The sequence below is a fragment of the Mesorhizobium sp. M0808 genome, assembly GCF_040320025.1.
In the GTDB taxonomy this organism is placed as follows: Bacteria; Pseudomonadota; Alphaproteobacteria; order Rhizobiales; family Rhizobiaceae; genus Mesorhizobium.
On record NZ_JAMYOX010000028.1, the window covers coordinates 38,450 to 50,461 of the forward strand.

Below are 12,012 nucleotides of genomic sequence, written 5' to 3' on the forward strand. Positions count from 1 at the left end.
AGATGCCGGACAAGATCGATCCGCCGCGTCAATTGCCGCTCGATCTAGGCCACGGCACCGGCTATTCGCGCGACGAGCTCGTCGTCTCCAGCACCAACAGCCAGGCGGCGGCGCTTGTCGACCGCTGGCCGGACTGGCCGTCGCCGGTCGTTGTGCTGGCCGGGCCGGCCGGCTCGGGGAAAACCCATCTGGCCTCGATTTGGCGGACCCGCGCCGACGCCATGAAAGTGGCGGCCGGCCGCATCGGCGACTGCATCGAAAACCTCGGCCCGCATCCGGCCCTGATCGACGATATCGATGCCGAACCGATCGATGAGCACGGCCTCTTCCACCTGATCAACGCGGTGCGCGGCGCCGGCTCGAGCTTGCTGTTGACGGCGCGGCGCTTCCCGTCCGCCTGGGGCGTCAGGCTGCCCGACCTGGTGTCGCGGCTCAAGGCGGCGGCGCCCGTCGAGATCCACGAACCCGACGATCTTCTGCTGGCCGGCGTCATCACAAAGCTGTTCGCCGACCGCCAGGTCGAGGTCGAGCCGCATGTCGTGCAATATCTGGTGCGCCGCATCGAGCGCTCGCTGGCCACGGCCATGCGCGTGGTCGAACGGCTCGACCGCACCGCGCTCGAGCGCAAGACGCCGATCACCCGCGCCCTGGCAGCCGAGACGGTCAGCGCCATGGACGAAGGGCAGGGCGAGTTCGAGATTTGACGATTCCAGTTCCGCCATTGTCCCATTTCGGGAACAAAAGCTGGCATCTGTCTTGCAGCAAAGAGCTTGCCGGCTAATCCCGGTCCTGATTGCGTATCAAATCAGGTAGTAGGCTCGCCGGGAGATGGGGCGGTTGGGGTTCTCTTCCCGGCGAGCTTGCCTTTGGCAGCGTCGATCGATAGCGGCATTGCGCGGCGGCCAGGCCTCAGCTTTCGTCTCCCCCAAGCGCCGCTCGTTCCACGCCAAAGCGCCGGCGATAGTCGCCGGGCACCAGGCCGGTTATCCTGGCGAATACCTTGCGGAAGGAGCCGGGATCGTCATAGCCGACCTCCCAGGCGATCTGGTCGATCGCTCGCATCGTGGTTTCCAGCATCTCGCGCGCCTTGCCGACCCGCAGGTGCTGACAATATTCGGTCGGCTTGAGGCCAGTGGCGCTGCGGAAGCGCCGCAGAAAAGTCCGCTCCTCCAGCCCGGCATGCTCTGCCATGGCGCCGAGCGTCACGTCGCGCGCGCCGTTCGCCTGCAGCCAATGCTGCACGTTGAGGATCGCTCCGTCGCCGTGGGTCAGCCGCGGCGCAAACGGACTGTAAAAACGTTGCTCGCGGCCCGGCGGGTCGACCAGCATGAAACGCGCCGTGTCCATCATGACGGCTGACCCGAGCACCCTGTCCACCAGCTTCAGGCCGAGATCGGTCCAGGCCATGTAGCCGCCGGCGGTGATGATATCGCCATCATCGATAACCAGCCTGTCGGCGTCGAGCAAGATGTCTGGAAAGCGTAGCGCCAGCGCCTCGCGATAGGCCCAGTGCGTCGTCGCCGCACGGCCGGACAACAGGCCAGTCTCGGCAAGCACGAAGGCGCCGGCACAGACCGAACCGAGCGTCGCGCCTGCCGTGTGGCGATCCCTGAGCCAGCCGGCATAGGGCGCGGCTGCTTCCCGAGCGATCGGATCTCCCAAGGTCGGCGGGAGGATAACCATGGCTGGTTCATTGTCGGCGCCGGGGTCGCTGTCGAAGGTGCGGACTACGGTGTGGCCCGCGTCCTCCAATTGCCAATGACTGACGCGAAGCCTCGCCGCCCCGGGCGACCGCTCGACAGCCAGCCGGTTTGCCAGCATGAAAAGGTCGGTCAGGCCGAGCACGGCCGCTTCCTGCACGCCGGGATACAAGACAAGGCCGATTTCGATCAGATCACGCGCAGCCGTCATTTGTCAGTTTTGCCACGTTGAATGTCCGTTTTGCCAATGCTCACCCTGGCCACACTGTTATAATTTGTCCAGCTGAAGGGGCTAAAAGCTTCCCTGTTACCCCCGACTTTTCCATCAAGGAGTAGGACGATGAGCACATTCACCACCCATGACGGCACCGAGATTTTCTACAAGGATTGGGGCAAGGGCCAGCCGATCGTGTTCCATCACGGCTGGCCGCTGAGCTCAGACGACTGGGACAACCAGATGCTGTTCTTCCTCGAAAAGGGCTACCGCGTCATCGCACATGACCGCCGCGGCCACGGCCGCTCGTCGCAGACCGCGACTGGCAATGAGATGGACACCTACGCCGCCGACGTTGCGGCGCTGGCGGCGCATCTCGATCTCAGGGATGCGATCCACATCGGCCATTCGACCGGTGGCGGCGAGGTGGCCCGTTACGTCGCGCTTTATGGCGGTGGCGGCCGCGTTGCCAAGGCGGTGCTGATCGGCGCCGTGCCGCCGATCATGGTCAAGACCGACAGCAATCCGGGTGGCCTGCCGATCGAGGTCTTCGACGGCTTTCGCGCCGCTTTGGTCGCGAACCGCGCCCAGTTCTACAGGGATGTGCCGGCCGGCCCGTTCTATGGCTTCAACCGCGAGGGCGCCAAGGTCTCGCCAGGGGCTATCGACAATTGGTGGCGCCAGGGCATGATGGGCGGCGCCAAGGCTCATTACGACTGCATCGAGGCCTTTTCCGAGACCGACTTCACCGACGATCTCAAGAAGATTGACGTGCCCGTCCTGATCATGCACGGGGACGACGACCAGATCGTGCCGATCGCCGATTCCGCGCTGCTTGCGGCCAAGCTGGTGAAGCACGGCACGCTCAAGGTCTACAAGGGCCTGCCGCACGGCATGTGCACCACGCATCCGGAGATCATCAATCCGGATCTGCTGGCCTTCGTCCAAAGCTGACGGCTGGATATCGGACGGGCAGCGCTGGCTCCGCTCAGTCCGTCCGTTGCCTGAGCGTGATACGACGACGGGTCACGCTCGAGCGTGGCCCGCTTGCGCTGCCGACGAGATTCGCTTGATGAATGGTCGGAGTGGAGAGATTCGAACTCCCGACCCTCTGGTCCCAAACCAGATGCGCTACCAGGCTGCGCTACACTCCGAACGGTCTGTTGCCTAGTGATTTCAGCCTGCCAAAGCAAGCGTAAAAAGCCATCGGCCTTGCTGCAGGCGGCATTGCGCAGTAATGACGGGCTAGTGCATGGCCAGAGAACAGTAATGTGGTCTCGGGGTCGTGTGCTTGCAACCAGCAATGAGGTGGTCATGTCAGCCCGCATTTTCAGCCCAGCCAAAACCGCGATGCAGTCCGGCAAGGCCAAAACCGGCTATTGGGTGCTGGAATTCGATCCGGAGCAGCGCAAGAAGATCGATCCGCTGATGGGCTACACCACGTCCGGCGACATGCGAAGCCAGATCAGGCTGACCTTCGACACAAGAGAAGACGCGGTCGCCTATGCCGAGAAGGAAGGGCTGGCTTTCCGCGTCGAGGAGCCGAAGGAAATCAAGCGCCGCCAGATTTCCTATGCGGAGAATTTCCGCTATGACCGCAGGACGCCCTGGACGCATTGATCCCATACCGGCCCTCCCGGCACAATTCGCCGGTCATGCGGCCGGCCAGCGGTCCCGTAGCTCAGCTGGATAGAGCACCGGCCTTCTAAGCCGATGGTCACAGGTTCGAATCCTGTCGGGATCGCCAATATTTTCAAGGTCTATTCCGGACAGGTTCACTCGCCAGTCGCGAACAGGATTTCCGAAACATGACAGCGATGGGCGCGGCGGCACTGCTGATCCTTGTCCTGACCTATGCCGGCGTCGCAATCGGCAGGATACCCGGGCTGCGCCTCGACCGGGCAGGCATCGCGCTGCTCGGCGGTGCGGCGATGATCGCCATCGGCGCGCTCACCATGGAAGACGCCTACCGCGCCATCAGCTTCGACACCATCACGCTTCTGCTCGGCATGATGATCGTCGTGGCGCATCTGAAAGTGTCGGGCGCCTTTCGCGCGCTCGGTGGGTTCGCCATCGAGCACGCCCATGCGCCATTCATGCTGCTGGTGATGGTGACGCTGTTGACCGGCGTCCTCTCGGCGTTCCTGGTCAACGACGCCATCTGCCTGGTCATGGCGCCGATCGTCGTCCATGTCACCCGCGTCATCAACCGCAATCCGGTTCCCTATTTGATCGCCACCGCCACGGCGTCCAATTGCGGCAGCGTCGCCACCATCACCGGCAATCCGCAGAACATGGTCATCGGCGCGCTGTCGGGGATTTCCTACCCGGCCTTCTCGGCGGCGCTGGCGCCGGTCGCGGCGTTCGGCCTCGTCGCCGTCATCGTCATCATCCGCATCGTCTACCGCGCCGAATTTTCGCGCAAAGCCGAGCTCAGCCCCGAAGTCTATCGCGGCCGCATGCTGCCGGGGCAGGTGGTGAAGGCGGTGGTCGTCTGTGTCGGTTTGGCGATCGCCTTCTTCGCCGGTGTTCCAGTCGCCAAGGCAGCGCTGATCAGCGGCGCCATTCTTCTTTTGACCCGCGCCATCAAACCTGAGCGCATCTATCGCGAGATCGATGGGCCGCTGCTGTTCATGTTCGCCGGGCTGTTCATCGTCGTCGCCGGGGCGGAGAAGACGCTGCTGACGCCCGACATCGTCGCCTCGGCAAAGGACCTCGGGCTGAATGACGTCTGGCGGCTGTCCGGCTTCACCGCGGTGCTGTCCAACATCATGAGCAATGTCCCGGCCGTGCTGGCGCTGAAGCCGTTCGTGCCCGGACTGGAAAACCCCGAGCGGGCCTGGCTAGTCGTCGCCATGAGCTCGACGCTGGCCGGCAATTTCACGCTGCTCGGCTCGGTCGCCAATCTGATCGTTGCCGAGCACGCGCGGGTCTCCGGCAAACCGCTGGGCTTCATCGCCTTCTTCAAGGTCGGCCTGCCGTTGACGCTGGTCACGCTTCTTGTAGGGACGGCATGGCTGGCGGCCTAAAAGCGCGCCGGGACGCGCATTGGGCTCTTGTTTTATGCATGTCGTTATCGCAAAACCGCTGCACACCTTTGCGCGGCATGCATCAGCCAGTCAGGGCGACGTCACCGTCAGATGGCCTTTCATGTTGGGATGGAAGCGGCAGAAATAATCGACCGATTCCGCCTTCTTCACCGTCAGGCTCGCTGCCTTCTTCGGCGGGATCATCACTTCCCAGGCGCCGTTGACGGTTGCCGTGTGGGCGAACACGTCCTTGTTCACCCACTTGATCGTGTCGCCGACCTTCGCCTCGATCCTTGCCGGCGAAAACACAAGCTTCTCGATCGTCACCTCGATGGTGTCGGCCTTGGCCGGCGCGGCACCCATGGCCAGTGCCAGCACAACCCACAGATGCCGCCTCGACACCATTGGCCCAATCCTCACTTCAGCATGCCGGCGACGTGTTCGGCGTGCTGTTCGTGGCCCTGGAATATTTTCAGGCCGGTTTCCAGCAGGCTTTTCAGCTCGGCATTGCTGGCCGACGGAATCAGCAGTGTTTCGAGCGCGCCATCGACCTGCTTGTGGTAGACCACTTCGCTGGCGACATAGGCCTTGTCGAACGCCGCGCCCTTGAGCTTGGCAAGCTTGGCACGTTCCTCGGCCGCCGCCTTGGTCAGCGCCTTGCTGGTCGGATTGTCCTCAGGCGTGACCTTGAGCTTCTTGACCAGGTCGAGAGCCTGTTTGTTGACCGCCTCGTGATCTCGCACCATGTCCTTGGCGAAATCCACGACCTCCTTGTTCTTCGATTTCTTCAGCGCCTGCTTGGCCGCCTCGACGTCAAGCACGCCCGCTGTGTAGGCGATATGTGCAATCTGCGGATCGGTCGGTTTGTCGGCAGCTTGCGACAAGGGCGCTGCGCTAAGCAGGAAAACTGCGGCCAGCGCCGTGGTCGATCGAATAAACATGATGCTCTCCTTCGCCCCGACGCGGAACTGCATCGGGCTTCGTTTTCAGTGATGCTCATTGGATGCAGGTCGCTGCCAAACGTTCCCGCGAAAATCGGCGCGGCCTATCCGGAAAGACCAAGCCGCTGCATCACGGCATTGGTCAGCCGTTCGCAGCGCCGGCCCGCGAAGGGAAAGGCGTCGAGCAGCACCGGGCCGATCTGGTCGTCCAGCGCCTTGCGCACCAGCGCGCGGGCGCGGTGCAGCCTGGTCTTGATGGTTTCTGGCCGCACGCCAAGCAGTTCGGCGGTCTCCTCGATGCTCAATCCCTCGATGACGCGCGCCACGAACACCATCCGGTAGACATCGGGAAGACTGTCGGTTGCCCGTTCGACAAGCTCAAGGATCTGCCGTTGCGCCATCGTCCGCTCCGGATCGTCGCTCGGGTTGAGGGGAAACCGGATGATTTCGGCTTGCGGGTTTTCAGGCATCGCTACCATTCGCCGCCTTTTGCGCAAGCGACCGAGCGCTTCGTTGATGACGATACGCGATAGCCACGTCGCGAGCGAGGCATCGCCGCGAAAGGCCTCGAGATGGGCAAAGGCGCTGACATAGGCCTCCTGGACGATGTCCTCGGCCTCGCTGTCGTTACGCACGACGCCTCGGGCGATGCGGTAGAGCCTTTGGTTGTGCGTCTTGATGATGGTGCGGAATGCATCGCCATCACGTGCCAGCGCGCGGCCGACAAGCTGCATATCGCCGGAAGCGGCGGGCGTTGCCGTCAACGCAGCAGGCATGGCCGATCTCCTGATAGGCTTCTCATCGCGACATTGGATGCATCGGCCGACAAAAGGTTCCCGACCGATCCCGCCGGCCAGCCTCAATCCGTGTCAACGACTGGCAGAGGCTATTCTACCGCCTTCACCACGCCGCCGCCTCTATTTTGTAGAGCCGTATCATCGGTCGATCGGTCGCCATGATATCGCTCAGGATCGCAATTTTTCCAGGCTGTTACGCCGATTTTCTGACTCAGTTTGAAAAGGTGCTGGCTCAGGCCCCAGCGGCCGCCGCCAGCCCGCGCGCCAGGTCGGCCTTCAAATCCCCTACATCCTCGAGCCCGATCTGCAGGCGCACCAGCGGCCCGTCATACGGGCCCTTGGCGATGGTGCGGTCGCCAAGGAATACCGGCACGGCAAGGCTCTCATAGCCGCCCCAGGAATAGCCGAGGCCGAAAAACTTCAACGCGTCGAGGAAGGCGTGCTGCTGCTTCTGTCCGCCGCCCGCGAGAACGATCGAGAAGATGCCGCTCGATCCGCAAAAATCGCGCTTCCATATGGCGTGGTCGGGATGACTGGGCAGCCCCGGATGCAGCACCTGCGCTACGCCCGGCTGACCCTCCAGCCAGCCGGCGAGGGAAAGCGCGCTCTTTTGATGGTGCTCCAGCCGCACGCCCATGGTGCGCAGGCCGCGCAGCACCTGGTAGACGTCGTCCGGCCCGGCGCAGCAGCCCATCGTGTTGAACGTCTCGCAAAGCTGCTTCCAGCAGGCTGCGTTGGCCGACACCGTGCCGAGCAGCACGTCGGAATGGCCGGCCGGGTATTTCGTCGCCGCGTGGATCGAGATGTCGACGCCATGGTCGAGGGGGCGAAAGTAGAGCGGCGTCGCCCAGGTGTTGTCCATCATGACGATGGCGCCGGCGGCATGCGCTGCCTTGGCGATGGCCGGTATGTCCTGCACCTCGAAAGTGTTGGAGGCCGGCGATTCGGTGAACACCACCTTGGTGTTGGGCTTGATCAGCGCCGCGATGCCGGCGCCGATGCGCGGTTCGTAATACTCGACCTCGATGCCCAGCCGCTTCAGCATCGTGTCGGCGAAGTTGCGGGTCGGATGATAAACGGAATCGACGATCAGCAGATGATCGCCGGCCGACAGGAAGGCGAGCAGCGGCAGCGTCACCGCCGCCAGGCCGGACGGTACCGCGACCGTGCCGGCGGAGCCTTCCAGCGCATCGATGGCGCTGGTCAGCGCATCGGTGGTCGGGGTGCCGCGCGTGCCGTAGGTGTATTTCTGGCTGCGCGCCGCCATTGTCGCGGCATTGGGATAGAGCACGGTCGAGGCATGCACGACCGGCGGATTGACAAAGCCGAAATAGTCATGCGGGTTGTTGCCGGAATGGGCGAGCCGCGTGTTGACGCCCATCTCGCTGTCGTCTTTTGCCATTGCTTTTCGTCCCATGGGTTGGTCGTTAGCCATAGTGCGGCGGCATTGGCCGCGCAACCGCACCGCACTCGCCAGGCCAAGGTCTTGAATATGCCAATTCAGCAATGCGCCGTAGATCCTCTGGACGGCTGCCAGGTGCGCTTGGCAAGTCACGGTCCGACTTTGCCGGCTTTATTGGCGCGCTGACCAATTTGCGAGCGCGTTTGTCTGCAATTTCAGGCATTTCAGGCGGTTGGTTTTCAAAGTCTTTCGGATTTGGTCATTTCCCTTGACCTCACAGGAATAATCGCCTTCGATGTTGTTCGTGAATGGGAGGCAGCGCGTCGGTTACGATGCGGGATTCCGGTAATGGGCCGGGATACATAGCTGCGTTCACACGGGAAAAAGTCAGGTTCGCCTGGAAAAAACAGAAAAGGGTCTGTGGGTCATGAAACACATTGCAATCGGCGTTTTGGGCGCCGCCGCGTTTGGATTCGCGGCTTCGGCGGCTTCGGCGGCCACGCTCGACGATGTCAAGGCGAAGGGCTTCATCCAATGCGGCGTCTCGACCGGTCTGGCCGGCTTCTCGGCGCCGGACGACAAGGGTGAGTGGCAAGGCATCGACGCGGACTTCTGTCGCGCTGTGGCGGCCGCCGTGTTCGGCGATGGCACCAAGGTGAAGTTTACGCCGCTCAGCGCCAAGGAGCGGTTTACCGCTCTGCAGTCGGGCGAGATCGACATCTTGTCGCGCAATACCACCTGGACCATCAATCGCGACACCGCACTCGGCCTGAACTTCATCGGCACGACTTATTATGACGGCCAGGGCTTCATGATCAACGCCAAGAAGCTACCGGGCGTGAATTCGGCGCTGCAACTTTCGGGCGCGGCGGTCTGCGTGCAGAGCGGCACCACGACCGAGCTCAACCTTGCCGACTATTTCAAGTCGAACAAGATGGAGTACAATCCTGTCGTCTTCGAAAAGCTGGAAGAGGTTAACGCCGCCTATGACGCCGGCCGCTGCGACGTATACACCACCGACCAATCGGGCCTCTATGGCATCCGCCTGACGCTCGGTGCGCCGGCCGACCACGTCGTGTTGCCCGAGATCATCTCCAAGGAACCGCTTGGGCCGGCTGTACGCCAGGGCGACGACCAATGGTACCACATCGTCAAGTGGACCTATTTCGCGTTGCTCGACGCCGAGGAACTCGGCATCACCAAGGCCAATGTCGACGAGATGAAGAACTCGGACAGTCCCGAGATCAAGCGCGTGCTCGGCCAGGAAGCCGACACCAAGATCGGCACCGATCTCGGCGTCTCTAACGACTGGGTCGTCAACATCGTCAAGGCCGTCGGCAATTACGGCGAGATGTTCGAGCGCAATGTCGGCTCGGGCAGCCCGCTGAAGATCGCGCGCGGCATCAACGCGCTGTGGACCAAGGGTGGTCTGCAATACGCTCCGCCGATCCGCTGATCGAAAATGGATCCGGAAGGCAGATCGTCTGCCTTCCGATCTCTCTTTCCAGGGGACTGTCGAATGGCATCGCAGGAAGTTCTTCGCGAGGAGCCAAGCCGCGGTTCCTTCATCAATGATCCTCGTGTCCGCGGTATATTCTTTCAAGCGTTGGTCCTCGTCCTGCTGGTAGCGGGGGTCTGGTGGGTTACCCACAACGTCATCGTCAATCTGACGCGCTTGCACATCGCTTCCGGCTTCGGCTTTCTCAAGGGCCGCGCCGGCTTCGACATCAGCGAAAGCGCCATCGCTTATTCGTCGGATTCGACTTATTTCCGAGCCATCCTGGTCGGCTTCATCAACACCGTGATCGTGGCCGTCGTCGGCATTATCACCGCCACCATCATCGGTTTCATCGTCGGCATCGGCCGACTGTCGCGCAACTGGCTGATCAGGAAGATCTGCACGGTCTATGTCGAGGTCTTCCGCAACATCCCGCCGCTGCTGGTCATCTTCTTCTGGTATTCCGGCGTGCTCGCCGTGCTGCCGCCGCCGCGCGAGAGCATTAATTTGCCGTTCGGCTCCTTTCTCAACCAGCGCGGCTTCTATTTTCCGCGCGCTGTCTGGGGCGAGGGCTCCTGGCTGATCCTGGTCGCCCTGCTCCTCGGCATTGCCATGGCCTGGTTCGTCGCCCGCAAGGCGCGGCAGCGGCAGATGGCGACGGGTCAGCCGTTCCCGGTGCTCTGGACATCCATAGCGTTGATCGTCGGCCTGCCGCTGCTGGCCTACGCGCTGAGCGGCTTTCCTCTGAGCTTCGAATTCCCGAAACAATCGACTTTCAACCTGGTCGGTGGCTTTCAGGTCAGACCGGAGTTCCTGTCACTCTATCTGGCGTTGTCCTGCTATACGGCCGCCTTCATCGCCGAGATCGTGCGCGCCGGCATCAGGGGCGTCAGCACGGGCCAGACCGAGGCGGCCGCGGCACTCGGGCTGCGCTCGGGATCGATCCTCAGGCTTGTCGTCGTGCCGCAGGCGATGCGCATCGTTATTCCGCCGCTGACCAGCCAGTATCTGAACCTGACCAAGAACTCTTCGCTCGCCATCGCCATCGGCTATCCGGACCTGACGGCGACTGCCGGCACTGTCTTGAACCAGACCGGGCAGGCGGTCGAAGGCGTGGTGATCATGATGGCTGTCTATCTCGCGCTCAGCCTGATCACGTCGGCGATCATGAACGTCGTCAATGCCAGGATGGCGCTGGTGGAGAGGTAGGGCCATGCAGGAACACGACATGTCCTGGGTGCGGACGGAGATGACGCTGGCGCAGCCGGCGCCGTCGAGCGAGCGTGGCCTCACCGCCTGGATCCGCAAGAACCTGATTGCCACCACGGGCGACACCATCTTGACCATCGTCGGCATCGCGCTGGTTGCCATGATCCTGCCGCAGATCGTCAATTGGGCTTTCATCAACGCCCAGTGGACGGGACCGGACCGCACGGTCTGCGCCACCGTGGCGCAGGGCGGCATCCAGTCGGACGGCTGGACCGGCGCCTGCTGGGCTTTCGTCAACGCCAAGTTCGGCCAGTTCATGTTCGGCACCTATCCTGTCGAGGAGCGTTGGCGGCCGATCGTGGTGGCCATCCTGTTCGTGGCACTGCTGGTGCCTTTGCTCATACCGCGCGTACCGCGCAAAGGGCTGAACGCCATTCTTCTCTTCCTGGCGCTGCCGGTCGTCGCCTTCGTTCTGCTGGTCGGCGGCATGTTCGGCCTGCCGCATGTCGAGACGTCGCGTTGGGGTGGGCTGCTGGTGACGCTCAGCCTGTCCTTCGTCGGCATTGCCGTGTCGCTGCCGATCGGCATCGTGCTGGCGCTCGGCCGGCGCTCGAACATGCCGATCGTCAAGCTGCTGTGCGTGATCTTCATCGAGACGGTACGCGGCATCCCGCTGATTACGGTGCTGTTCTTTGCCAGCGTGATGCTGCCGCTGTTCCTGCCGGCCGGCGTCAGCTTCGACAAGTTCCTGCGCGCGCTGATCGGCGTGTCGCTGTTTGCCGCCGCCTACATGGCCGAAGTGGTGCGCGGCGGCCTGCAGGCGATCCCCAAAGGCCAGTATGAGGGCGCCGATTCGCTCGGCCTCAGCTACTGGCAGAAGATGGGTCTGGTCGTCATGCCGCAGGCGCTGAAGCTGGTCATTCCCGGCATCGTCAACACCTTCATCGGCATGTTCAAGGACACCAGCCTGGTCATCGTCATCTCGATGTTCGACCTCCTCGGCATCGTCAAGCAGAACTTCTCCGACGCCAATTGGGCGACGCCGCAGACGGCCAGATCCGGCCTGGTGTTCGCGGCCTTCATCTTCTGGCTGTTCTGTTTCGGCATGTCGCGCTATTCAATGTACACGGAACGCCGTCTCGACACCGGCCACAAACGCTAAAAAAGGGGACCTTGTCATGGCCATAGAAAACGCCGTCAGCGCGGAAGAGATCAAGGTCAA

12 protein-coding genes and 2 tRNA genes are annotated in these 12,012 nt (G+C 62.7%); 8 read left to right on the plus strand and 6 right to left on the minus strand.

What is annotated here, in order from left to right:
• Positions 1-2 precede the first annotated feature (2 nt).
• The gene (hdaA, locus tag NKI25_RS25505; protein ID WP_352999722.1) at positions 3-704 is read left to right on the plus strand and encodes a DnaA regulatory inactivator HdaA; all 702 of its coding nucleotides are present in this window, start codon (positions 3-5) and stop codon (positions 702-704) included.
• Positions 705-909: 205 nt separating this feature from the next.
• On the opposite strand, the gene NKI25_RS25510 is transcribed toward hdaA, so the two are convergent.
• A complete protein-coding gene (locus NKI25_RS25510; protein ID WP_352707808.1) occupies positions 910-1,911 on the minus strand; it encodes a GlxA family transcriptional regulator in 1,002 nt (333 codons plus the stop codon).
• Between the two features lie 129 nt (positions 1,912-2,040).
• On the opposite strand from NKI25_RS25510, the gene NKI25_RS25515 reads away from it, so the two are divergent.
• Positions 2,041-2,868 carry an alpha/beta fold hydrolase gene (locus tag NKI25_RS25515; RefSeq protein WP_352707809.1) on the plus strand — a complete coding sequence of 276 codons (828 nt, stop codon included), beginning with the start codon at positions 2,041-2,043 and terminating at the stop codon, positions 2,866-2,868.
• Positions 2,869-2,991: 123 nt separating this feature from the next.
• On the opposite strand, the gene NKI25_RS25520 is transcribed toward NKI25_RS25515, so the two are convergent.
• Positions 2,992-3,068, minus strand: a tRNA-Pro gene (locus tag NKI25_RS25520).
• Between the two features lie 160 nt (positions 3,069-3,228).
• On the opposite strand from NKI25_RS25520, the gene NKI25_RS25525 reads away from it, so the two are divergent.
• The 3 genes from NKI25_RS25525 (at position 3,229) to NKI25_RS25535 (ending at position 4,943) form a co-directional block, all read left to right on the plus strand.
• Positions 3,229-3,534, plus strand: a complete 306-nt coding sequence (locus NKI25_RS25525) for an ETC complex I subunit (protein ID WP_352472630.1) — start codon at positions 3,229-3,231, stop codon at positions 3,532-3,534.
• A 50-nt stretch (positions 3,535-3,584) separates the two neighbouring features.
• Positions 3,585-3,661 (plus strand) — tRNA-Arg (locus NKI25_RS25530).
• 61 nt (positions 3,662-3,722) lie between these two features.
• Positions 3,723-4,943, plus strand: coding sequence for an anion transporter (locus tag NKI25_RS25535; RefSeq protein ID WP_352707810.1), 1,221 nt, complete (start codon positions 3,723-3,725; stop codon positions 4,941-4,943).
• A 90-nt stretch (positions 4,944-5,033) separates the two neighbouring features.
• Here the strand turns inward: NKI25_RS25535 and NKI25_RS25540 are convergent, their stop codons facing one another.
• The 4 genes from NKI25_RS25540 to NKI25_RS25555 form a co-directional block, all read right to left on the minus strand.
• Positions 5,034-5,348 (minus strand): cupredoxin domain-containing protein, encoded by a 315-nt coding sequence (locus NKI25_RS25540; RefSeq protein WP_352999700.1) that lies wholly within the window; start codon positions 5,346-5,348, stop codon positions 5,034-5,036.
• 11 nt (positions 5,349-5,359) lie between these two features.
• Positions 5,360-5,884: a DUF4142 domain-containing protein gene (locus NKI25_RS25545; RefSeq protein WP_352707812.1), complete on the minus strand. Its 525-nt coding sequence runs from the start codon at positions 5,882-5,884 to the stop codon at positions 5,360-5,362.
• A 104-nt stretch (positions 5,885-5,988) separates the two neighbouring features.
• Entirely contained in the window at positions 5,989-6,660 is a 672-nt protein-coding gene (locus tag NKI25_RS25550) for an RNA polymerase sigma factor (protein ID WP_023677637.1), read from the minus strand.
• A gap of 253 nt (positions 6,661-6,913) precedes the next feature.
• A complete protein-coding gene (locus NKI25_RS25555; protein ID WP_352999702.1) occupies positions 6,914-8,083 on the minus strand; it encodes a cystathionine beta-lyase in 1,170 nt (389 codons plus the stop codon).
• Between the two features lie 427 nt (positions 8,084-8,510).
• Here NKI25_RS25555 and NKI25_RS25560 point away from each other — a divergent pair, with 427 nt between their 5' ends.
• The 3 genes from NKI25_RS25560 (at position 8,511) to NKI25_RS25570 (ending at position 11,952) form a co-directional block, all read left to right on the plus strand.
• Positions 8,511-9,539 carry an amino acid ABC transporter substrate-binding protein gene (locus NKI25_RS25560; RefSeq protein WP_254820740.1) on the plus strand — a complete coding sequence of 343 codons (1,029 nt, stop codon included), beginning with the start codon at positions 8,511-8,513 and terminating at the stop codon, positions 9,537-9,539.
• Positions 9,540-9,602: 63 nt separating this feature from the next.
• Positions 9,603-10,790 (plus strand): amino acid ABC transporter permease, encoded by a 1,188-nt coding sequence (locus NKI25_RS25565; protein WP_352452783.1) that lies wholly within the window; start codon positions 9,603-9,605, stop codon positions 10,788-10,790.
• A 4-nt stretch (positions 10,791-10,794) separates the two neighbouring features.
• Positions 10,795-11,952: an amino acid ABC transporter permease gene (locus tag NKI25_RS25570; protein WP_352452782.1), complete on the plus strand. Its 1,158-nt coding sequence runs from the start codon at positions 10,795-10,797 to the stop codon at positions 11,950-11,952.
• The last annotated feature ends 60 nt before the right edge of the window (positions 11,953-12,012 follow it).

What these genes read in the sequence shown, in the direction of transcription:
- hdaA (WP_352999722.1), top strand. Translation starts at nt 3, where the DNA reads ATGCCGGACAAGATCGATCCGCCGCGTCAATTGCCGCTCGATCTAGGC.
- NKI25_RS25510 (WP_352707808.1), bottom strand. Translation starts at nt 1,911, where the DNA reads ATGACGGCTGCGCGTGATCTGATCGAAATCGGCCTTGTCTTGTATCCC.
- NKI25_RS25515 (WP_352707809.1), top strand. Translation starts at nt 2,041, where the DNA reads ATGAGCACATTCACCACCCATGACGGCACCGAGATTTTCTACAAGGAT.
- NKI25_RS25525 (WP_352472630.1), top strand. Translation starts at nt 3,229, where the DNA reads ATGTCAGCCCGCATTTTCAGCCCAGCCAAAACCGCGATGCAGTCCGGC.
- NKI25_RS25535 (WP_352707810.1), top strand. Translation starts at nt 3,723, where the DNA reads ATGACAGCGATGGGCGCGGCGGCACTGCTGATCCTTGTCCTGACCTAT.
- NKI25_RS25540 (WP_352999700.1), bottom strand. Translation starts at nt 5,348, where the DNA reads ATGGTGTCGAGGCGGCATCTGTGGGTTGTGCTGGCACTGGCCATGGGT.
- NKI25_RS25545 (WP_352707812.1), bottom strand. Translation starts at nt 5,884, where the DNA reads ATGTTTATTCGATCGACCACGGCGCTGGCCGCAGTTTTCCTGCTTAGC.
- NKI25_RS25550 (WP_023677637.1), bottom strand. Translation starts at nt 6,660, where the DNA reads ATGCCTGCTGCGTTGACGGCAACGCCCGCCGCTTCCGGCGATATGCAG.
- NKI25_RS25555 (WP_352999702.1), bottom strand. Translation starts at nt 8,083, where the DNA reads ATGGCAAAAGACGACAGCGAGATGGGCGTCAACACGCGGCTCGCCCAT.
- NKI25_RS25560 (WP_254820740.1), top strand. Translation starts at nt 8,511, where the DNA reads ATGAAACACATTGCAATCGGCGTTTTGGGCGCCGCCGCGTTTGGATTC.
- NKI25_RS25565 (WP_352452783.1), top strand. Translation starts at nt 9,603, where the DNA reads ATGGCATCGCAGGAAGTTCTTCGCGAGGAGCCAAGCCGCGGTTCCTTC.
- NKI25_RS25570 (WP_352452782.1), top strand. Translation starts at nt 10,795, where the DNA reads ATGCAGGAACACGACATGTCCTGGGTGCGGACGGAGATGACGCTGGCG.